This window comes from Bradyrhizobium sp. WSM4873 (genome assembly GCF_055811355.1).
Window position 1 is genome coordinate 59,934 of the sequence record NZ_JBVVPS010000008.1, and the last position, 20,065, is coordinate 79,998.

Below are 20,065 nucleotides of genomic sequence, written 5' to 3' on the forward strand. Positions count from 1 at the left end.
ACTGCCGAATGCGTAATATTGCGTCAATGCATGGTTCCGTACATCTACGTGGCCCAGGTGCCAAAACCGGGCTGAATCCACGAGAAAGTGACGTTATTCGCCGCCTGACAGCAGCGAGCCCTGCATCCGGGCGCTGCGCAAAAGGGCAAGGAATGCCCCAAAAGATGCAACTAACAGCACCGCGTTGATGGCCAACGCGCTCAGCATCAGATCGGTCCTGAAGGTGTTTTCGATCAACAGCGCGCGCATCCCTTCGAACACATAGGTCGGCGACAGCGTCCAGGCGATATATTGCAACCAGACCGGCAACACGCTGACGGGATAGTAGACGCAAGCGAGCGGCATGATTCCGAACATCAAGGTCCAGACGATGCTCTCGGCGCCGAGGCCGTTTCGCAGCACCAGGCCGGAGACGAAAATGCCGACCGACCAGCTCGTGAAGATCAGATTGCAGAAGAACGCGATCAGCGGCACCCCGAGCGCATAGACGTTGAAGTGAAACAGGACCAGCGCGAGCAGCGTCATCGGGATGACGCCGATCGCGAGCCGGATCAGGCTCATGATCATCAGCGACAGCAGAAACTCGATCGGCTTCAACGGGCTCATCATGAGATTGCCGAGGTTGCGCGCCCACATCTCTTCCAGAAACGAGATCGAAAAGCCGAGCTGCCCGCGAAACAGGATGTCCCAGAGGATGACGGCGCCGATCAGGGTGCCGCCGGCACGCGCGAAGAAGTTTGCATTCTGCGCGATGTAAAGCTGGAGAAAGCCCCAGGTGATGACCTGCAGCGCCGGCCAGTAGAGCAGCTCGAGCAGCCGCGGCCAGGACGACAGCAGGAGATACCAATAGCGCAGGATCATCGCGCCGATGCGGTGGAGGGAGATGCCGCGATGGAGGGAGGAATCAATCATGGCCGCTCCGGGATCTGCACGCACCGTCATTGCGAGGAGCCCTTGCGACGAAGCAATCCAGAATTCTTCCGCGGAGAGATTCTGGATTGCTTCGCTTCGCTCGCAATGACGAAAGAAGCGCCCCCGGCCCGTTCATCGTGCCGCCTCCTGCGCGCCGTTCACCCGGCCGCGCGCGACGTCCAGGAACACCTCTTCCAGCGTGGTGCGGTTGTAGCGTGCCATGATGGCTTCGGGCGTATCGTCGTCCTCGATACGGCCGCGCTTCATGATGATGACGCGGTCGCAGAGCCGCTCGACCTCGAGCATGTTGTGCGAGGCCAGCAGGATGGTGGCATTATTCGCCTTGCGATAACGCTCCAGATGACCCCGGACCCAGTCGGCGGTGTCAGGATCGAGCGAGGCGGTCGGCTCGTCCAGCAACAGCAGCTCGGGCTGGTTGATCAGCGCCTTGGCAAGCGCAACGCGCGTCTTTTGTCCCGCGGAGAGCTTGCCGTTGGCGCGGTCGATGAACTCGGTGAGATCGAGGTCGCAGGCCAGCTCAGCGATGCGATCGGAAAGGTTCTTCACCGCATAGAGCTTGCCGAACACGGCGAGGTTCTGACGCACCGTGAGCCGCATCGGCATGTCGACATAGGGGCTCTCGAAGTTCATCCGACCCAGCACGGATGCGCTGTCCTCCGGCATCCGATGCCCGAGCACCTGGACGCGGCCGGAGGTCGGCAGCACCAGGCCCATGATCGTCGCGATGGTTGTGGTCTTGCCGGCGCCGTTGCCGCCCAGCAGCCCGGTGATGCTGCCGCCCGGTAGCGAAAAGGAGATGTCGTCGACGGCACGGGTCTGCTTGTAGACCTTGACGAGGTGATCGACCGCGATGGCCGCGGAGAGGCTGCGATCCGCGACAGTCGGCCAGCTTGAAGCCTGGTCATTCTCGGTCATGCTGGGCGTTCTTCTGCTATTGCAGCGGAGAGCGCAAGGCTTGTAATCCGGTGGTTCCGTGAGCCGCGCGCTTGTGATCGAGAAGGCACCGCCCCCTTGGCCGAAATGACCGAACTTGCCGCTTCCGACTTTCGCCCCGCGCAGCGGCATATCCGCCTGGATACGATCCTGCGGCTGCGCTGGCTCGCGGTGCTGGGCCAGCTCGCCGCGATCTTCATCGTGGCGCAGGGACTGGAATTCAATGTCGAGATCGTTCCCTGCGTCAGCATCATCGCCCTGTCGGCGGCGCTCAATCTGGCGCTCCAGACCGTGTCCAATCCGCTGCAGCGGCTGGAGCCGATGCAGGCGGCCGGACTGCTCGCGCTCAACATCGTGGAGCTGGCGGGTCTCCTGTTCTTCACCGGCGGACTCCAGAACCCGTTCTCGTTCCTGTTCCTCGCGCCCGTGCTGATCTCGGCGACCGCGCTGCCGGCCCGCTTCACCTTCGGTCTCGGCGTGCTGGCTGTCGCCTGCGCCTCGGTGCTGTTCTTTTTCCATCTGCCGCTGCCCTGGGATTCCGACGATCCGCTGGTGCTGCCGCCGGTCTATCTCGTCGGCGTCTGGCTCTCGATCGCGCTCGCGATCGGCGTCACCAGCCTCTACTCGTTCCAGGTCACCGAAGAGGCACGCAAGCTCGCCGACGCACTGGCCGCGACCGAGCTGGTGCTGACGCGCGAGCAGCATCTGACCCAGCTCGACGGCCTGGCCGCGGCCGCGGCGCACGAGCTCGGCACGCCGCTCGCGACGATCTTCCTGATCTCGCGCGAGCTGGAGAAGACGGTGAAGGAGCCGAACTTTGCCGCCGACCTGAAGACCCTGCGCGAGCAGACGCAGCGTTGCCGCGACATATTGAGCAAGATCACCCAGCTCTCCTCCACCGGGGCGCCGTTCGACCGAATGAAGCTGTCGGAGCTGATCGAGGAGGTGGTGGCGCCGCACCGCGATTTCGGCGTCGATATCAAGGTGCGTATCGCCGTCGCCATCGTGGCCGAGCCGGTCGGCTCGCGCAATCCGGCGATCCTCTACGGCGTCGGCAACATCGTCGAGAACGCGGTCGATTTCGCCCGCACCACCGTCGAGGTGAATGCGTGGTGGAACAAGGACACGATCGAGCTCGTGATTTCCGATGATGGTCCCGGCATTCCGCCTGACATTCTGAACCGGATCGGCGAGCCCTATCTGTCGCGGCGGCGCAGCCAGGACGAAGGCGGCGGTCTCGGGCTCGGCGTGTTCATCGCGCGCACCTTGCTGGAGCGCACCGGCGCCAAGGTCTCGTTTACCAACCGGACCTTTCCGGACCATGGCGCAGTGGTCCAGATCACGTGGCCGAGAGAGCGTTTTGAGGCTATCGAGACCTTCGAACAAACAATAGGATAGGCCGCGACCTTGCGTCGCACAACGGGGCCGATCGACCATTGGCGGCCTTGGCACCGCCCGATTGCGAGGCCATATGTAGACGCGTTGGAGAGAGGACAAACCTTGAACGCCATCGCCGAACTGAATGAACAGACCGACCGCTCGCTGCTGATCGTGGAGGACGACAAGCCATTCCTGGAGCGGCTGTCGCGCGCCATGGAAACGCGCGGTTTTGCGGTGACGTCATGCGACACCGTCTCGGACGGTCTGGCGCAGATCGGCAAGGCCGCTCCCGCATTCGCCGTGGTCGATCTGCGGCTGGGTGATGGCAACGGTCTCGACGTGGTCTCGGCGCTGAAGAAGAAGCGCCCCGACGCCCGCGCGATCGTGCTGACCGGCTATGGCAACATCGCCACCGCCGTCACCGCGGTGAAGATGGGCGCGGTCGATTATCTCTCGAAGCCCGCGGACGCCGACGACGTGGTCGCGGCGCTGCTGTCGACCGGCTCGGACAAGTCCGAATTGCCGGCGAACCCGATGTCAGCTGACCGTGTGCGCTGGGAACACATCCAGCGCATTTACGAGATGTGCAACCGGAACGTCTCGGAGACGGCGCGGCGCCTCAACATGCACCGGCGCACGCTGCAGCGGATTTTGGCCAAGCGCGCGCCGCGCTGATAGTCACGGCTACCGTGCCCCGGACGCTGCGCAGCACGGAGTGATGCGCTGCCGAGCCGGGGCCCATGCCTCAGCTCGAACGTCGCCTGCTGGGTCCCGGCTCTGCGCAGCAACGCGGAAGCGTTGCAGCGCGTCCGGGACACGAGACCGGACTCACTCCCAAAGCTCCGCATGCCCCTGCGGATCGACCAGCCGGTTGATCCGCAACGCCGCCGCCATCGCGAACCGCACCGTCATCTGCTTGCGCGTGGCCGCGGCGAGCTTGTGCTCGGGCGCCTCGCATTGCAGGTGCGCGCCATAGGCATCCGCGATGATCAGACCGGTATCTTGCGGAAAGATCTCGCAAGGCAGGTCCTGCGTGAAGGCGAAGAACAGCCGGTCGCAATGCGCCCGGTATTCGTGCCATTTCTGATCGGCGCGCAAATCCTCCACCGACGATTTGATCTCGACGATCCAGATCTCGCCGCGCTCGTTCAGCGCGACGAGATCGGCGCGCCGCCCCGAGGGCAGCGGCAATTCGCTGATGCAGGTGAAGCCGAGCGAGCGCAGCAACCGCGCCGTGCCGCGCGCGATCGCCAGCGCCGTCTCGGATTGACGGCGGTCCGGCGGCGGCACGATGGCGATGCGGGCGGTGTTGTCCATGGCGAGGAGAATAGCCGATTCCTCCCTCGTCGTCCTGGCGAATGCCAGGACCCATTACCCCAAGGGATCGTTGGTGCGCGAGCTGATAACCACCAGTGCTCGTCAAACTACACCCGGTGGTAATGGGTCCTGGATCTGCGCTTCGCTTGTCCAGGACGACGGCGGGGTACGGAACCGCTCTCGCTCTTAACACTTATCACGCAGCCGCCGCACCTCGGCGGAACCACCGAGGCTGCGCGCGCATGATCGACGATCTCTGGTACAAAAACGCCATCATCTATTGCCTGTCGGTCGGCACCTATATGGACGCCAACGGCGACGGCATCGGCGATTTCAAGGGCCTGTTGCGCCGGCTCGATTATCTGCACGGCCTCGGCATCACCACGATCTGGCTGATGCCGTTCCAGACCTCGCCCGGCCGCGACGATGGCTACGATGTCGCCGATTATTATAGCGTCGATGCCCGCTACGGCACGCTCGGCGATTTCGTCGAGTTCACCCATGGCTGCAAGCAGCGCGGCATTCGCGTCATCATCGATCTGGTCGTCAACCACACCTCCGACCAGCATCCCTGGTTCAAGGCGGCGCGGAGCGACAGGAATTCGCCCTACCGCGACTGGTATGTCTGGTCCGACAAGAAGCCGGCCAACGCCAATCAGGGCATGGTGTTTCCCGGCGTTCAGAAATCAACCTGGACGCGCGACAAGGAAGCCGGCGCCTGGTACTTCCACCGCTTCTACGATTTCCAGCCCGATCTCAACACCTCGAACCCGCATGTGCAGGCCGAGATTTTGAAAATCATGGGCTTCTGGATCCAGCTCGGCGTCTCGGGCTTTCGCATGGATGCGGCGCCTTTCGTCATCGCGACCAAAGGCGCCAAGGTGAAAAAGCCGACCGAGCAGTACGACATGCTGCGGACGTTTCGTGAATTCCTGCAATGGCGGCAGGGCGATGCCATCATCCTCGCCGAGGCCAACGTGCTGCCAAAGACGGACATGGAATATTTCGGCCGCGATGCCGACCGCATGCATATGATGTTCAATTTCCAGGTCAACCAGCATCTGTTCTATGCGCTGGCCTCGTCCGATTCCCGCCCGCTGGGGAAAGCGCTGAAGGCGACCAAGCCGCGGCCCGCCTCGGCGCAATGGGGCCTGTTCCTGCGCAATCATGACGAGCTCGATCTCGGGCGATTGACCAAGGCGCAGCGCGACACCGTGTTCAAGAGCTTCGGTCCTGACAAGGACATGCAGCTCTACGACCGCGGCATTCGCCGTCGCCTGGCACCGATGCTGGGTGGCGACCGCCGGCGGCTCGAGCTCGCCTACAGCCTGATGTGCACGCTGCCGGGAACGCCGGTGATCCGCTATGGCGACGAGATCGCAATGGGTGACGATCTTTCGCTGCCGGAACGCAATTGCGCGCGCACGCCGATGCAATGGTCGACGGAGCCGCATGGCGGCTTCACCACCAGCGACAAGCCGGCCTTGCCCGTCATCGACGAGGGACCCTACGGTTATCCGCACGTCAACGTCGCCAAGCAGCGGCGCGATCCCAACTCGATGCTGAACTGGACCGAGCGCATCGTCCGCATGCGCAAGGAGGTGCCGGAGATCGGCTGGGGCGATTTTTCGATCATCGCGACGCGCGATCCCGCCGTGTTCATCATGCGCTACGACTGGCGCAACAATTCCGTGCTGTTCGTGCACAATCTCGACGAGAAGCCGCGCGAGATCGCGTTCTCGACGGGGCTGCCTGATGAGGCCGGCGCGCACCTGATCAATCTGCTCGCGGAAGACCACAGCCACGCCGACAAGCGCGGCCAGCACCGCGTCGTCTTGGAGCCCTACGGCTATCGCTGGTACCGCGTCGGTGGATTGGATTATCTGTTGAAGCGCAGCGATATCGACGAGACATTGCGGGGCAACAAGCATCCGGGGTAGGCGGTGCGAGCACACACTCCGTTGTCGTCAAGGCGAAAGCCAGGACCCATTACCCCAATCGCGCGTTGTCGTAGGAAGTGTTCACCACGATCTTCGCCAAACCACTCGCTGGGGTAATGGGTCCTGGATCTGCGCTTCGCTTGTCCAGGACGACGACTAAGGCTGCGGCGGCATCACCACCACCCCCTCATTGCCGCGCAAATCCAGCACGCCTTCGAGCCGCTCTCCCTCGCGATCCAGGAATGTCGACAGCAGAATCTCGCTGCCAAACTTGATCGCGCTGGTGGTGACCGCGATCGGCTCGGGGCCGAGATTGAGCACCACGATCACCGCCCTGCCCTCGGTCGCACGGCGATAGACCAGGAGATCGCCTTGTGCCGCGATCGGATGATAATCGCCCGCGACCAGCGGCGGACACCCTTGCCGCAACGCGATCAGGCGCTTGTAGAGCGTCAGGATCGAGCGCGAATCGGCCTCGAGATCGACGACGTTGTTGCGGATGTGATCCTCCGGCAGCGGCAGCCATGGCCTGACGTCCGAGAACCCGGCGAAGTTAGACGAATCCCACTGCATCGGCGTGCGACAGCCGTCGCGGCCGACACCGATGCCGGGTACGTTCTTCTCGAATGGGTCGCGCACGAACTCGGGAGCGATCGCGAGCTGATGCATGCCGATCTCGTCGCCGTAATAGAGCGTCGGCGTGCCGCGCAGCGTCAACAGCAGCATGGCGGCGATTCGGGCCTGCTCCGGCCCGACGCGGCTTGCGACGCGCGGACGATCGTGGTTGCCGAGCACCCAATTCGGCCAGGCGCCCTTCGGCAGCGCCTTCTCGTAATCCTCGACGATCTTCTCGATCGACCGCGCGCTCCAGAGGGTCGAGAGCAGCGCGAAATTGAACGGCATCTGCGCGCCGGTGAGATCGTTGCCGTAATAGGCCATGAGGCGATGCAGCGGCAGATAGATCTCGCCGATCAGGACGCGGGCATCATAGGCATCCGTGACGCGCCGCATCTCGGCGATGACGTCGTGCACCTCCGGCTGGTCGGTGGAATATTGCGTCAGGATCTTTTCGTTCGGCGGCCGGCCCTCGGCATAATGCGGATTGGGCGGGTTGTCGCGGAACTCGGCGTCCTTGATCAGATGCCAGATCACGTCGACGCGAAAGCCGTCGACGCCCTTCTCCAGCCAGAACCGCATCACGTGGTAGATCGCCGCGCGGACATCGGGATTGCGCCAGTTGAGGTCCGGCTGCTGGGCGAGGAAGGCGTGATAGTAGTACTGACCGGTCGCCTCGTCGAACTGCCACGCACTGCCGCCGAACTCGGACAGCCAATTATTCGGCACGCCGCCACCCTCGCCCGGGTCGCGCCAGATGTACCAGTCGCGCTTGGGATTGTCGCGCGAGGAACGGCTCTCGACGAACCAGGGATGTTGGTCCGAGGTGTGGTTCGGCACGAGGTCGAGGATCAGCTTGAGGCCGTTGTCGTGCGCGGCGGCAAGAAGCGCATCGAAATCCGCCATCGTGCCGAACAGCGGCTCGATGCCAGTGTAGTCGGAGATGTCGTAGCCGAAATCGGCCATCGGCGAGGGGAAGATCGGCGACAGCCAGATCGCGTCGACGCCGAGCGATTTCACATAAGGCAGCCGCTGCAAAATTCCGGCGAGATCGCCGACACCGTCGCCGTTTGAATCCTGAAAGGAGCGCGGGTAGATCTGATAGAAGATGCCGTCGCGCCACCAATTTTCGCCGCCCTGAGCCATACGGGAAATCCATCCAAAAACTGCTCGTCGCGCGGGAGAACGCGGAAGGCGCGCCCCGGTTCAAAACAGCAGGCGAATTGGGACGTCCGTGTGACGATGTCCGCGGCTGTTCCCGAGCCCGGGAGCAACTCTTTTGCTTGGCGTCATGGCAAAAATCGGCATTGTGGCGCCATGACCGAGCAAAACGAGACACAAGCCGAGGCAGCCGCGAAGGCGGGCGCGATCATCGTTCCCGTGACGCTGTTCGAGCAGAATTGCACCATCATCTGGGACGAGCCTTCCAAGAAGGCCGTGGTGATCGATCCCGGCGGCGACGTGCCGAAGATCCTGGACGCCATCAAGCAGACCGGCGTCACCGTGGAGAAGATCTGGCTGACTCACGGCCATATCGACCACGTCGGCGGCGCGGCCGAACTGCGCGACGCGCTGAAGGTGCCGATCGAGGGCCCGCATGTCGCGGACAAATTCCTGCTCGACAACGTGGTCGAGAGCGGCGCCCGGTTCGGCATGACGGGGGTGCGCAATTTCGAGCCGGACCGCTGGCTCGACGAAGGCGACGGCGTGGCGATCGGCGATCTCCAGTTCGAGATCTATCATTGCCCCGGCCACTCGCCCGGCAGCGTGGTGTTCTTCAACAAGGATCTGCGCTTCGCCCATGTCGGCGACGTCCTGTTCGCCGGCTCGGTCGGTCGCACCGATCTGCCCGGCGGCAGTCACGCGACCCTGATCGACTCGATCAAGACCAAGCTGCTGCCGCTCGGCGACGATGTCGGCTTCATCTGCGGCCACGGCGCCGGCTCGAGCATCGGCCAGGAGCGGATGACCAATCCGTTCATCACCGGCGAGATGTAGGCCCTACTCGGCGGCGTCCGCCAGCACTTGGGGCGCACTCAGATTGCGGTCGCCCCAGTCGCGGATCGCGGCGACCACCGGCACGAAGCTCTTGCCTTTGCGGGTGAGGCGATATTCCACCTTCGGCGGCACCTCGCCAAAATCCTTGCGATCGATCAGGCCGCTTTCAGTCAGCGCCTTTAACTCCCGGCTCAGCACGCGCGGGGTGATCTCGGCGCTGCCTTCCGTGCCGCGCAACAGGCCGCTCCTGATCTCGCCGTAGCGGCGCGGGCCGTCCTTGAGGTCCCAGACGATGCGCAGCTTGTACTTGCCGCTGATCATCTTCTGAAAGGCCGCGACCGGACAGTTGCGCGCGGGGACTGGCTTTGTCCTTTCCCTGGCCATGTCGTTTCCTCCATGTGGGAGGTGAGCATAGGAGCGACGCCGAAAAAGTCCATACTATCAATTTTGTCCATACTTGCAGGTTCGCGCCCAGCACGCAGATGATGACGCACAACGAGAACAGGGAGCGTCACATGAAGCACTTCATGATCCGGTACGAATTCAAGAACGGCACGACGGAGGCCTGGCACCAGGAGGTCGGCCGCTTCATCAAGGCGATCGACGGCGATCCGGAGTTGAAAGGACGGATCGGGTATCGCGTCCTGAAGAACCGCGACAATGGCAGCTATTTCCATCTCGCCAGCGTCAGTGACGATGCCGCGCAAAAGGCGCTGCAATCGCGCGACTTCTTCAAGGCCTATCAGGAGATGACGCGCAAGGTCGCCGGCGGCGAGGTGACGGCGACGCCGATCGAATGGATCGGCGCGACGGCCTGAATTATTTCATCAATCCCGCGGCCGTGAGCGCGCGCGTGATGATCTGGCCGAGATCGAAGCCGCGAGCCTCCTCGCGCTTCGGCTCGGCCGTCTCTTCGGCGACCGCGGCGCGGATCGAGCGTGCCAGATGCGGCGCGGGCGAGCGGGCCGGCGTCGGCTTTGGCTCGGCCTTCTTCGCCGCGTCGGGAATCCAGCCGGTGAGGCCGAAGAATTTGGCGATGTGATAAGACGAGGAGATGCCGGCCTCGATCAGGAACGCGCCTTCCACGCCATAGCGCTGGTCGTTATCGGCAAGGCCGAGCGGCGTGCCGTGGGCCATGTCGGTGATGGCGTAGGACTCGACGAGCGTCTCGCCGTCCTTGTTCCACCAGGCCTGGCGCGGATAGCCGTCGATGTCAGTTTCCGCCATCGGCGCCTCGGGCAGATCGTGCAAGTCGAGCCATTGCTTGACGATCTCGTTGGCATTTCCGGGATTGACGGTGCGATCGGCGCTGCCGTGCCACACCGAGATCCTCGGCCAGGGCCCGCGATGATCCGAGGCCCGCCGCACCAGATCGCCAAGTTCGCGCGCCGGCCGCTCCGGGGAATGAAACATGCCGTCGAGCGCCTCGCGCAGATTCGTCGCGATGCCGTACGGAAGTCCCGCGATGACCGCACCGGCCGCGAACACTTCAGGGTAGGTCGCGAGCATCACCGACGTCATGCCGCCGCCGGCCGACAGGCCCGTGATGAAGATGCGCCTGGGATCGACGCGATGCGTTTCGATCATGTGCGCGATCATCTCGCGAATCGAACACGCCTCGCCGCTGTCTCGCGCCGTGTCTTCCGGATTGAACCAGTTGAAGCAGGTGTTGCTGTTGTTGACGCGCTGCTGCTCGGGCATCAACAGCGCGAAGCCGTAGTGCTCGGCGAGCGTCGACCATCCGGCGCCGAGGTCGTAGCTTGCCGCCGTCTGGCCGCAGCCGTGCAAGACGACGACGAGTGCGCGCGGCTTCTGCAGTTGCGGCGGCACGAACGCGAACAGGCGCAGATTGCCGGGGTTGTCGCCGAAGCCCGTAACCTCCTGCAACGGACTGGACGCATCGGCGCTCCGGCCAAACTCGGCGAAGCGCAATCCGTCCAGCTTTGGCAGACGTCTCAAGAGGTCGACATTTCTGGTTAACGACACGGCAGCTCCTGGCAGGCGACGTTCAACGTCCACCCAAACCAAATAGTTGCTGCAGCGCAAAATAAAAAGACCGTGTGCTGTCGATGCGCGCTAAATCACGGGAAACCTGCAGAAATCCGCACGTATTAACCGCAATGCCTCAACTTCGTGCAGATGCCAGGCGCATCCACGCCAGGAATGCGGCGCAGATCATGATTAATGTCGCGAACAGCGCAAGCGAGACGAGGAAACCTGCGCGCGCTGATTGCAGGGCTTGAACGGCAAAGTCAGGGTGGAGCCGAGCAGGCCGGCCAGAAGACGTTTTTGGTGCCCCGGACGTCGCTCGCCAACTCGCGCCATGAATCGATCTGCTTTGTGACGGTTTGATCGCTCCATCGCATGGCTGCATTCCACCGCGCGGGACATCCCGCGATTGCGTTCGCTGTCTTCAGCACGTAGCTTCGCGCCACAAACAAACAAAAAATGTAAGCCGGAGAGAACGCCATGGCGCGCCTGAAGTTCGGAGCCTTTCTTGCCCCGCATCATCCGATCGGGGAGCATCCGATGCTCCAGTTCCGGCGCGATCTCGACCTGGTCGAGCAGTTAGATAGCCTCGGCTATGACGAGTTTTGGTGCGGCGAGCATCATTCCTCCGGCTGGGAGATGATCGCCTCGCCGGAGATGTTCCTGGCGGCGGCCGGCGAGCGCACCAAGCGGATCAAGCTCGGCACCGGCGTGGTGTCGCTGCCCTATCATCATCCCTACAATGTCGCGCAGCGCATGGTGCAGCTCGACCACATGACCGGCGGCCGCGCCATCTTCGGCTCCGGCCCCGGCGCGCTCGCCTCCGACGCGCATACGCTCGGCATCGATCCGATGACGCAGCGCGACCGCCAGGACGAGGCGATCGGCGTGATCCGCCGTCTCTTCGACGGCGAGCGCGTCACTGCGAAGAGCGACTGGTTCACCATGAACGACGCCGCGCTGCAGCTCCTGCCGCTGCAGGAGGAAATGCCGTTCGTCGTGGCCTCGCAGATCTCGCCCTCCGGCATGACGCTCGCCGGCAAATACGGCATCGGCATCATCTCGCTGGGTTCGATGACGACGCAGGGTCTGATGTCGCTGCAACAGCAATGGCAGTTCGCCGAGGATGCGGCGAAAAAGCACGGCACCAAGGTCGATCGCGCGAACTGGCGCGTGCTGCTGACCTGGCACATCGCCGAAACCCGCGAGCAGGCGCGCCGCGAGGCCGGCGCCGGGCTGATGCGCTGGCACAACGAATATAATGTCGGCACGCTGCAACGGCCCGGGCTCACCGCGTTCGCCTCACCCGACGAGGCCGTCGACAAGACCGCCTTCGTCGAGGGCGCGGCCTCCGTCATCGGCACGCCCGACGATCTCGTCAAGATGATCAAGAACGTGATGCAGGTCTCCGGTGGCGTCGGCGCCGTCATCGGCTTCGTGCACGACTGGGCCAATCCGGAGAACACGCGCCGGAGCTGGGACATGGTCGCGCGCTACGTGGTGCCCGAGATCAACGGCTACATCGACGGCTTGCGCAAGTCGCAAAAGTTCGTGATCGAGAACCGCGCGATCTTCGAGCGTGCGGGACAGGCCGTGATGGCCAAGATCATGGAAAACGAGAAGGCCGCCGAGGCGTTGAAGGTGACCGGCGCCGGCCGCGTTGCGATTCCGGCCGTCAACGCGCCGGATTTGCAGAAGGAAGCGGCGAAGCGATAAGTTCAGGGCCCGCCGGCCCCGGCGAACGCCTCGTCCTTCGAGACGACCGCTCCGCGGTCTCCTCAGGATGAGGCTAAGCGGCATCGGAGTCCGTTGAAACTGCTGCCGCACAACGCTGTCCTGGGCCCGCCAGAGGCGGGCGTCTCGAAGGATGGCCACAGCGAAGCACCGGCGCATCAGCGGACCGGGATTGTGTTATGTTGGGTCCAGCCAACCGGAGCGACCGTCATGTCGATGCAGAATGTAGCCGCGCCTGCGCTCGGCTTCACTCCGCCCAAGCGCAACGAGCTGACACATATCCCCGGCGACGAAGGCTGGCCGATCATCGGCAAGACCTTTCAGGTGCTCGCCGACCCCAAGGGACACATCGAGTCGAACGGCGCCAAGTACGGCCTGGTCTATCGCACGCATTTCTTCGGCGAGACCAATGTCGTGCTGCTCGGCCCCGAAGCCAACGAGCTCGTGCTGTTCGACCAGCAAAAGCTGTTCTCCTCCACCCATGGCTGGAACAAGGTGCTCGGCCTGTTGTTTCCGCGCGGATTGATGCTGCTGGATTTCGAGGAGCACCGGCTGCACCGCAAGGCGCTGTCGGTCGCATTCAAGTCCGGCCCGATGAAGTCGTATCTGAGCGATCTCGACCGCGGCATCGCCGCCCGCGTCGCGCAGTGGAGGGCGAAACCCGGCGAGATGCAGCTTTATCCGGCGATGAAGCAGCTCACGCTCGATCTCGCCGCCGCATCCTTTCTCGGCGCCGATATCGGGCCGGAGGTCGACGAGATCAACCGCGCCTTCGTCGACATGGTCGCCGCCGCCGTCGCCCCGATCCGCCGGCCCCTGCCCGGCACGCAAATGGCGGCGGGCGTCAGGGGGCGCAAGCGCATCGTCGCTTATTTCCGCGAGCAGATTCCGCTGCGACGCGGCAATCACGGCGGCGATGACCTGTTCTCGCAGCTCTGCCGCGCAACCCACGAGGACGGCGCGCTACTGTCGGAACAGGACATCATCGACCACATGAGCTTCCTGATGATGGCGGCGCACGACACGCTGACCTCGTCGCTGACCTCGTCGCTGACGTCGTTCATCGGCGAGCTCGCGGCAAATCCCGACTGGCAGGACAAGCTTCGCGCGGAAGTCATGGCGCTGGGACTCGCCCCTGGTGCGCCGAGCAGCTTCGACGATCTCGAAAAGATGCCGCTGTCGGAGATGGCGTTCAAGGAAGCGCTGCGGATCAAGCCGCCGGTGCCCTCGATGCCGCGCCGCGCCATGCGCGATTTCACCTTCAAGGGTTTTTCGATTCCGGCCGGCACCGCGATCGGCGTCAATCCGCTCTACACCCACCACATGAAGGACATCTGGCCGGAGCCGGACCGCTTCGATCCCTCTCGCTTCACCGAGGAGGCCCAGCGCAACCGACACCGCTTCGCCTGGGTGCCGTTCGGCGGCGGCGCGCATATGTGCCTCGGCCTGCACTTCGCCTACATGCAGGCCAAATGCTTCGCGCGGCACTTCTTGCAGAACATCGAGGTGTCGCTGGAGCACGGCTACAAGCCGGACTGGCAGATGTGGCCGATCCCGAAACCGCGCGACGGATTGCGGGTGCGGGTAAAGGCGGTTTAGCGCTCCACTTGCGTGTCCCGGACGCGCGAAGCGCGATCCGGGATCCAGAATAGTGAGCCACGTTCCGTGCGAGAGATGGCCCCCGGCTCTGCGGAGCGGCACTTCGCGCCGCGCCGCGTCCGGGGCACGAGACCAACCTCCTACGCCCCCTGATCGAACGCCTTGCGCAACGCGACATAGCCCTGCTGCTGCTGGCTCCAGTTGCGGCCGCCGGTCATCGCGCCGTCGATGACGAGGTCATGGCCGTTGATGAAGCTGGATTCGTCGCTGGCCAGGAACACCGCTGCATGGGCGATGTCATCGGGAAGGCCGGCGCGCGGGATTGGCTGCGCGGTCTTGTAGACCTCGCGCATCACCGCCGGCGTCTTCTCCGCCGCGTCGGTCGAAAGGCCGAGCGCCTTGCCGAAAATGCCGGTCGCGATGGCGCCGGGCGAGATCGAGTTGACGCGGACGTTGGACTCGCCGAGCTCCATCGCCACGCATCTGGTGAGGTGGATCACCGCCGCCTTGGCCGCACCATAGACCATCGACGACGAGAAGCCGGCAAGACGGCCGGCGATGCTGCCATTGTTGATGATGCTGCCAAATCCCTGCTTCTTCATGTGGGGCGCGGCGTGCTTCATGCCGAGCATGACGCTGCGCAGCAGGGTCGCCATCGCCGCGTCGAAGCGCTCGACCTCGAGGCCTTCGATGCCGCCGGTCTGCGCCGGGCCGCCGGCATTGTTGAACAGGCAGTCGATGCGGCCGAATTTTTCGATGGCGAGCGCGATCAGCGCCTGCATCTGCGCTTCGTCCGTCACATCCGTCTGGCGGTAGACGCAATTCGCCCCGAGCTGCTTCGCCAGCGCCTCGCCTTCCGGTATACGCCGCCCCGCGATCACAATTTTGGCACCTTCGGCAACGAAGACTTCAGCAGTCCGCAACCCGATCCCGCTCGTCGCGCCCGTGATCACCGCGACCTTGCCATCCAGCCTGCCCATGGAATGTCCCTGTTTTCGAACCCCTTGACGCCAAATGGCGGACACCGATCGACGACGGCGCCACGACGGTCGGCGCCGCAGCAGGCACTATTCCTGCCGGCTTCCGACAAGGCAAGCTTTGCTTGGGGCCGGCGACATGCGTAACATTCCTGGCGACCGCTCGATTGTCGAATGCGTATCGCGACCGGACTGCGCATGGGGAAGCTGATCGACGAATTCCGCAAGGGCTGGCAGGGCGTGGCACCGCCATCGCTCGGCCTGAGCCTTGCGTTTGCGGTTGCCTGCCTGCTGGTTGCGACGCTGGCGCGCTGGGCTCTCGCCCATGTGCGGCCCGACGTCTATTTCACGCCGTATTTCCCGGCCGTGTTCTTTGCGGCCGCGTTCGGCGGCTTCCGCATCGGCATCATCACGGCGCTGGTCGGCGGTGTGCTCGGCGTCGTCGTGAATTTTGGCGATGCGCTTGCCGATAACGCGCGATTCGCGCTGCTGGCACTCTATTGGGCGGTCTGCGCGCTCACGATCTGGGGCGTCGAGCACTATCGCTCGCTCCTCGTCGAGCAGCGCCGGATTTCCAGACGCCTGATCGAGGAAGAAGACTACCGCAAGCTGCTGGTCGACGAGCTCCAGCACCGGCTGAAGAACAAGCTGTCGACGGTGCATGCCGTGCTGCATCAGGTGCTGCACGATCAGCCGCAAATCTGGGCCCGGATCGATCCGCGGCTGCGATCGCTTGCAGCGACCGACGATTTGATCTCGCGGATCGACAAGGGCGGCTGCGACATTCGCGACCTCCTGATCTCCGAACTCGGCCCTTATGGCCATGTCCGCTTCACGCTCAACGGCGACCGGCTGTTCCTGCCGCCAAAGCTTGCGGTCACGCTGTCCCTGATGTTTCACGAGCTCGCCACTAACGCGGGCAAATATGGCGCGTTTTCCGCGCCGCGAGGATTGTTGCAGGTGTCATGGACCGTCAGCGACGACCGCCTGACTGTGACCTGGGATGAAACCGAGGGCCCGAGTGTCGACAAGATCTCCGAGCCCGGGTTCGGCACCAAGCTGTTGAAGTCGGCGCTGTCGGCCTTCGACGGCAAGACGGAGGTCTCCTATCTCAGGACCGGACTTCATTGCACCATGCAATGCCGTATCCCCAAGGACGGTTAGACGCGGCGCAAACGAAACCCGCTCACGCGCGTCGTTCGCGGTTTCGCCGGACGCGTTGACGCCCTGTTAATGACGATGGGCTGCGCGCGTCGCATCGCCGCAAAACACCACCGTAATTCTCCGGACCCCTTAACCAAACTTAAGAGGGAACCGCGCAAGATCGCGGCCATTGCAAAAGCGCGCTGAAACAACAAGATTCATGACTTCTATGAACGACAACAAATATTCCGGCGCGAGCGAAGCCGAACTCGGATTCCTCAAGGAAATCGTTAGAATGCTGCCTGCCGGCCTGACTGTGCAGGACGCGCAAGGCGAACTTCTCCTGGTCAACGATGTCGCGGCCGCCCAGCTGGGCATTGACGGCAGCCGCCCCTCGCGCGATCTCGCGTCGCGCCTCGAAGCCTGCCGGCAGGCCCTGAGCTCCGGCCAGGCGGTCGTCGCCGAGGAAGCGCTCCACGACGGAGCCGCACGCCAGGTGCTGCTGACCACCCATCGTCCGATCCGTCTCGACGGACGCGAGCTGCTGATCTCGGCCTCCTCCGACATCACGGAGCAGAAGAATTTCGAGGACCAGCTGTTCCGCTCGGCCTATTTCGACGAGCTGACCGGCCTGCCCTCGCGGCGCGTGATCGAGCATCGCGCCGCCAGCCTGCTCGCGCAGGGGCTCGCCGGCGAGCGCTTTGCGCTCGCCTTTCTCGACGTCGACAATTTCAAGCACATCAACGACTATTACGGTCACACCGTGGGCGATGCCCTGCTGGTCGAGCTGTCGAAGCGGCTTGGACGCGGCTTGCGCGATTCGGACATGCTGTCGCGCATCTCCGGCGACGAATTCCTGCTGCTGCTGTCGCCGATCCAGAACCAGGAGGAAGTCGCCGAATTCATGCAGTCGACCCTGGAACGGCTGACGGCGCCGTTCTTCATCGACAATTCGGAAGTGTTCGCCTCAACCTCGGTCGGCATCAGCCTCTACCCCGAGCACGGAAGCAGCTTCGAGACACTGCGCCAGAATGCCGACATCGCGATGTACCGCATCAAGAATGACGGCAAGGGATCGGCGGCCTTCTTCGATTCCAGCATGGAGCGCGAGGCGCTGGCCCGGATGAAGATCGAGCAGTCGCTGCGGCAGGCCATCCTCGAGAAACGCTTCTGCTGCGCCTTCCAGTCCAAGGTCGACATTCGCACGCAGGAGGTGAAGGGCATCGAGGCCCTGGTGCGGCTGCGCGACGACGAGGGCGTGATCCAGGCGCCGGGCTCGTTCATCAATCTCGCCACCGAACTCGGGCTGATCGACGAGCTGACCCATCTCGTGCTCGCCGAGATCGTCAAGTCGATCGACCTGATCAACGAGACATTCGGTGCGGAAGCGACCATCAGCATCAACGTCGCGGCCAAGCAGGCCGGCAACCCCGAATTCATGCGCAGCTTTGCCCAGGCGCTCGACCACACCGGTTTTCCGCAGCGCTTCATGATCGAGGTGACGGAAGACGCCTTCGTCGCCAAGAATCATTTCCAGGCCGAGATCCTGCCGATGTTCCGCAAGCTCGGCGTCGCCATCTCGATCGACGATTTCGGTACCGGCTATTCCTCGCTCTCGGCGCTCGCCGACATCACCGCGGACGAGATCAAGATCGACCGCTCCTTCATCACCGATATCCATAAGCGTCCACGCAACCAGGGGATTCTGCGCGCAATCGAATCCCTGAGCGAGGCGCTCGGCATGACCGTGATTGCCGAAGGCATCGAATCCTACGAGGAGCTCGCCTACCTCCAGGCTGCGACCAAGATCCGCTACGCCCAGGGCTATTATTTCTCCCGGCCGATCTTCCTGGAGGAGCTGAAGCTCGCAACGCCCATCTCCAGCGAAGCACGCGCCAGCGTCACAAACCGCGCGACGCAACAGAACCGGCAGGGCTATTCCCGCGCGAACGGATACCGGCGGTAACCCGGGCCTGATCGTTACTTTTCAGAGCTTGAGCAACCCGTTCCACGGGTGATGTCGACAATCGCTTCTGCCGATTTCCTCGGCGGAAGCGATCCGGCGCGGCCGGACCGAGACAGTATCACACACGCCGTTCCCGTGGTTCGCCGGAAGGTGGAATTGCAATGTCTGCGTGGTTGTGCAAATCGCTATGGCCAAAGCATTTCATCAGGAGGGACCACCGTGCGTCGATCACTCGTCATGGCAACCACCATCCTCGCCCTCGCCGCGGGCACCTCCGCACAGGCCGACGATCTCAAGATCGCGCTGATCTATGGCAAGACCGGTCCGCTCGAAGCCTATGCCAAGCAGACCGAGACCGGCCTGCAGATGGGTTTTGAATACGCCACCAAGGGCACCATGACGCTCGACGGGCGCAAGATCGTCGTCATCACCAAGGACGACCAGGGCAAGCCGGATCTCTCCAAGGCCGCGCTCGCGGAAGCCTATCAGGACGACAAGGTCGACATCGCGATCGGTACGACCTCGTCGGCCGCCGCACTCGCGATCCTGCCGGTCGCCGAGGAGAACAAGAAGATCCTAATCGTGGAGCCCGCGGTCGCGGATCAGATTACCGGCGAGAAGTGGAATCGCTACATCTTCCGCACGGCGCGCAACTCGTCGCAGGACGCGATCTCGAACGCGGTCGCGATCGGCAAGCAGGGCGTCACCGTCGCGACGCTGGCGCAGGACTACGCCTTCGGGCGCGACGGCGTCGCAGCCTTCAAGGAGGCGCTCGGCAAGACCGGCGCGACCCTCGCCGCCGAAGAATATGCCCCGACTTCGACCACCGACTTCACCGCGGTCGGCCAGCGCCTGTTCGACGCGCTGAAGGACAAGCCGGGCCGCAAGGTGATCTGGGTAATCTGGGCCGGCGCCGGCAATCCGCTGGCGAAACTCCAGGACATGGATCCGAAGCGCTACGGCATCGAGCTGTCCACCGGCGGCAACATCCTGCCGGCGCTCGCCGCCTATAAGGGCCTGCCCGGCATGGAAGGCGCGACCTATTATTTCTACGCGATCCCGAAGAACCCGGTAAATGACTGGCTCGTCGCCGAGCACCAGAAGCGCTTCAACGCGCCGCCGGACTTCTTCACCGCGGGCGGCTTCGCCGCCGCGATGTCCGTCGTCGCCGCCGTCACCAAGGCGAAGTCGACCGACACCGAGAAGCTGATCAGCGCGATGGAAGGCCTGGAGTTCGACACGCCGAAGGGCAAGATGATGTTCCGCAAGGAAGACCATCAGGCGCTCCAGAGCATGTATCACTTCAAGGTCAAGGTCGATCCGAATGTCGCCTGGGCCGTGCTCGAGCCGGTGCGCGAGCTGAAGATCGAGGACATGGACGTTCCGATCAAGAACAAGCGCTGAGTTTTTTGACTTCACCTCTCCCGCTTGCGGGAGAGGCCGGGAGAGGGCTCTATCCTCTTGGGGTTCTCGATTGCCGAGACACCCTCTCCCATAGCCGATGCTCCGCATCGGCGTTCTTTCAAGAACGGCGGCCGAGG

General features: G+C 63.7%; 18 protein-coding genes. 10 read left to right on the plus strand and 8 right to left on the minus strand.

Annotation, left to right across the window (positions count from 1 at the left end):
* Nucleotides 1-93 precede the first annotated feature (93 nt).
* Both AC0L21_RS13785 and AC0L21_RS13790 read right to left on the minus strand, forming a co-directional pair.
* Nucleotides 94-912 (minus strand): ABC transporter permease, encoded by an 819-nt coding sequence (locus tag AC0L21_RS13785; RefSeq protein ID WP_473262273.1) that lies wholly within the window; start codon nucleotides 910-912, stop codon nucleotides 94-96.
* Between the two features lie 132 nt (nucleotides 913-1,044).
* On the minus strand, nucleotides 1,045-1,848 hold the full coding sequence (locus AC0L21_RS13790) for an ABC transporter ATP-binding protein (RefSeq protein ID WP_473262276.1): 804 nt from the start codon (nucleotides 1,846-1,848) through the stop codon (nucleotides 1,045-1,047).
* Nucleotides 1,849-1,953: 105 nt separating this feature from the next.
* On the opposite strand from AC0L21_RS13790, the gene AC0L21_RS13795 reads away from it, so the two are divergent.
* Nucleotides 1,954-3,264, plus strand: a complete 1,311-nt coding sequence (locus AC0L21_RS13795; RefSeq protein ID WP_473262531.1) for an ActS/PrrB/RegB family redox-sensitive histidine kinase — start codon at nucleotides 1,954-1,956, stop codon at nucleotides 3,262-3,264.
* 102 nt (nucleotides 3,265-3,366) lie between these two features.
* Complete coding sequence (locus AC0L21_RS13800; RefSeq protein WP_007598178.1) at nucleotides 3,367-3,921, plus strand: ActR/PrrA/RegA family redox response regulator transcription factor; 555 nt, start codon at nucleotides 3,367-3,369, stop codon at nucleotides 3,919-3,921.
* A 153-nt stretch (nucleotides 3,922-4,074) separates the two neighbouring features.
* Here the strand turns inward: AC0L21_RS13800 and AC0L21_RS13805 are convergent, their stop codons facing one another.
* On the minus strand, nucleotides 4,075-4,563 hold the full coding sequence (locus AC0L21_RS13805; protein WP_473262279.1) for an MmcB family DNA repair protein: 489 nt from the start codon (nucleotides 4,561-4,563) through the stop codon (nucleotides 4,075-4,077).
* 242 nt (nucleotides 4,564-4,805) lie between these two features.
* On the opposite strand from AC0L21_RS13805, the gene AC0L21_RS13810 reads away from it, so the two are divergent.
* Nucleotides 4,806-6,503, plus strand: a complete 1,698-nt coding sequence (locus AC0L21_RS13810) for an alpha-amylase family protein (RefSeq protein ID WP_473262282.1) — start codon at nucleotides 4,806-4,808, stop codon at nucleotides 6,501-6,503.
* A gap of 156 nt (nucleotides 6,504-6,659) precedes the next feature.
* Here the strand turns inward: AC0L21_RS13810 and AC0L21_RS13815 are convergent, their stop codons facing one another.
* The gene (locus AC0L21_RS13815; RefSeq protein WP_473262284.1) at nucleotides 6,660-8,264 is read right to left on the minus strand and encodes an alpha-amylase family glycosyl hydrolase; all 1,605 of its coding nucleotides are present in this window, start codon (nucleotides 8,262-8,264) and stop codon (nucleotides 6,660-6,662) included.
* A 171-nt stretch (nucleotides 8,265-8,435) separates the two neighbouring features.
* Here AC0L21_RS13815 and AC0L21_RS13820 point away from each other — a divergent pair, with 171 nt between their 5' ends.
* Complete coding sequence (locus AC0L21_RS13820) at nucleotides 8,436-9,116, plus strand: MBL fold metallo-hydrolase (protein ID WP_473262286.1); 681 nt, start codon at nucleotides 8,436-8,438, stop codon at nucleotides 9,114-9,116.
* A 3-nt stretch (nucleotides 9,117-9,119) separates the two neighbouring features.
* Here the strand turns inward: AC0L21_RS13820 and AC0L21_RS13825 are convergent, their stop codons facing one another.
* A complete protein-coding gene (locus tag AC0L21_RS13825; protein ID WP_473262290.1) occupies nucleotides 9,120-9,500 on the minus strand; it encodes a winged helix-turn-helix transcriptional regulator in 381 nt (126 codons plus the stop codon).
* Between the two features lie 131 nt (nucleotides 9,501-9,631).
* Between AC0L21_RS13825 and AC0L21_RS13830 the strand changes: the two genes are divergently transcribed.
* Nucleotides 9,632-9,934: a hypothetical protein gene (locus AC0L21_RS13830; protein ID WP_247463976.1), complete on the plus strand. Its 303-nt coding sequence runs from the start codon at nucleotides 9,632-9,634 to the stop codon at nucleotides 9,932-9,934.
* A 1-nt stretch (nucleotide 9,935) separates the two neighbouring features.
* On the opposite strand, the gene AC0L21_RS13835 is transcribed toward AC0L21_RS13830, so the two are convergent.
* Both AC0L21_RS13835 and AC0L21_RS13840 read right to left on the minus strand, forming a co-directional pair.
* Nucleotides 9,936-11,102 carry an extracellular catalytic domain type 1 short-chain-length polyhydroxyalkanoate depolymerase gene (locus tag AC0L21_RS13835; protein WP_473262293.1) on the minus strand — a complete coding sequence of 389 codons (1,167 nt, stop codon included), beginning with the start codon at nucleotides 11,100-11,102 and terminating at the stop codon, nucleotides 9,936-9,938.
* Nucleotides 11,103-11,297: 195 nt separating this feature from the next.
* Nucleotides 11,298-11,642 carry a hypothetical protein gene (locus tag AC0L21_RS13840; RefSeq protein WP_473262538.1) on the minus strand — a complete coding sequence of 115 codons (345 nt, stop codon included), beginning with the start codon at nucleotides 11,640-11,642 and terminating at the stop codon, nucleotides 11,298-11,300.
* Here AC0L21_RS13840 and AC0L21_RS13845 point away from each other — a divergent pair.
* Both AC0L21_RS13845 and AC0L21_RS13850 read left to right on the plus strand, forming a co-directional pair.
* Entirely contained in the window at nucleotides 11,586-12,821 is a 1,236-nt protein-coding gene (locus AC0L21_RS13845) for an LLM class flavin-dependent oxidoreductase (RefSeq protein WP_473262295.1), read from the plus strand. The two genes, AC0L21_RS13840 and AC0L21_RS13845, sit on opposite strands and share 57 nt — an antisense overlap.
* Nucleotides 12,822-13,049: 228 nt before the next feature.
* Nucleotides 13,050-14,438 carry a cytochrome P450 gene (locus AC0L21_RS13850; RefSeq protein WP_473262297.1) on the plus strand — a complete coding sequence of 463 codons (1,389 nt, stop codon included), beginning with the start codon at nucleotides 13,050-13,052 and terminating at the stop codon, nucleotides 14,436-14,438.
* A 140-nt stretch (nucleotides 14,439-14,578) separates the two neighbouring features.
* Here AC0L21_RS13850 and AC0L21_RS13855 read toward each other — a convergent pair whose 3' ends face one another.
* Nucleotides 14,579-15,418, minus strand: coding sequence for an SDR family NAD(P)-dependent oxidoreductase (locus AC0L21_RS13855; RefSeq protein WP_473262300.1), 840 nt, complete (start codon nucleotides 15,416-15,418; stop codon nucleotides 14,579-14,581).
* 195 nt (nucleotides 15,419-15,613) lie between these two features.
* Between AC0L21_RS13855 and AC0L21_RS13860 the strand changes: the two genes are divergently transcribed.
* The 3 genes from AC0L21_RS13860 to AC0L21_RS13870 all read left to right on the plus strand — a co-directional run bounded on the left by AC0L21_RS13860 (nucleotide 15,614) and on the right by AC0L21_RS13870 (nucleotide 19,928).
* Nucleotides 15,614-16,579: a sensor histidine kinase gene (locus tag AC0L21_RS13860; protein WP_473262532.1), complete on the plus strand. Its 966-nt coding sequence runs from the start codon at nucleotides 15,614-15,616 to the stop codon at nucleotides 16,577-16,579.
* Between the two features lie 208 nt (nucleotides 16,580-16,787).
* A complete protein-coding gene (locus AC0L21_RS13865) occupies nucleotides 16,788-18,524 on the plus strand; it encodes a putative bifunctional diguanylate cyclase/phosphodiesterase (protein WP_473262303.1) in 1,737 nt (578 codons plus the stop codon).
* A gap of 237 nt (nucleotides 18,525-18,761) precedes the next feature.
* Nucleotides 18,762-19,928 carry a substrate-binding domain-containing protein gene (locus AC0L21_RS13870; protein WP_473262533.1) on the plus strand — a complete coding sequence of 389 codons (1,167 nt, stop codon included), beginning with the start codon at nucleotides 18,762-18,764 and terminating at the stop codon, nucleotides 19,926-19,928.
* Nucleotides 19,929-20,065: the final 137 nt, after the last annotated feature.

Bases quoted from the DNA above. Each gene is read 5' to 3' on its own strand.
- AC0L21_RS13830 (WP_247463976.1), top strand. From the start codon at position 9,632: ATGAAGCACTTCATGATCCGGTACGAATTCAAGAACGGCACGACGGAG.
- AC0L21_RS13805 (WP_473262279.1), bottom strand. From the start codon at position 4,563: ATGGACAACACCGCCCGCATCGCCATCGTGCCGCCGCCGGACCGCCGT.
- AC0L21_RS13820 (WP_473262286.1), top strand. From the start codon at position 8,436: ATGACCGAGCAAAACGAGACACAAGCCGAGGCAGCCGCGAAGGCGGGC.
- AC0L21_RS13810 (WP_473262282.1), top strand. From the start codon at position 4,806: ATGATCGACGATCTCTGGTACAAAAACGCCATCATCTATTGCCTGTCG.
- AC0L21_RS13850 (WP_473262297.1), top strand. From the start codon at position 13,050: ATGTCGATGCAGAATGTAGCCGCGCCTGCGCTCGGCTTCACTCCGCCC.
- AC0L21_RS13855 (WP_473262300.1), bottom strand. From the start codon at position 15,418: ATGGGCAGGCTGGATGGCAAGGTCGCGGTGATCACGGGCGCGACGAGC.
- AC0L21_RS13845 (WP_473262295.1), top strand. From the start codon at position 11,586: ATGGCGCGCCTGAAGTTCGGAGCCTTTCTTGCCCCGCATCATCCGATC.
- AC0L21_RS13785 (WP_473262273.1), bottom strand. From the start codon at position 912: ATGATTGATTCCTCCCTCCATCGCGGCATCTCCCTCCACCGCATCGGC.
- AC0L21_RS13825 (WP_473262290.1), bottom strand. From the start codon at position 9,500: ATGGCCAGGGAAAGGACAAAGCCAGTCCCCGCGCGCAACTGTCCGGTC.
- AC0L21_RS13790 (WP_473262276.1), bottom strand. From the start codon at position 1,848: ATGACCGAGAATGACCAGGCTTCAAGCTGGCCGACTGTCGCGGATCGC.
- AC0L21_RS13840 (WP_473262538.1), bottom strand. From the start codon at position 11,642: ATGCTCCCCGATCGGATGATGCGGGGCAAGAAAGGCTCCGAACTTCAG.
- AC0L21_RS13860 (WP_473262532.1), top strand. From the start codon at position 15,614: ATGGGGAAGCTGATCGACGAATTCCGCAAGGGCTGGCAGGGCGTGGCA.
- AC0L21_RS13870 (WP_473262533.1), top strand. From the start codon at position 18,762: ATGGCAACCACCATCCTCGCCCTCGCCGCGGGCACCTCCGCACAGGCC.
- AC0L21_RS13795 (WP_473262531.1), top strand. From the start codon at position 1,954: ATGACCGAACTTGCCGCTTCCGACTTTCGCCCCGCGCAGCGGCATATC.
- AC0L21_RS13865 (WP_473262303.1), top strand. From the start codon at position 16,788: ATGAACGACAACAAATATTCCGGCGCGAGCGAAGCCGAACTCGGATTC.
- AC0L21_RS13815 (WP_473262284.1), bottom strand. From the start codon at position 8,264: ATGGCTCAGGGCGGCGAAAATTGGTGGCGCGACGGCATCTTCTATCAG.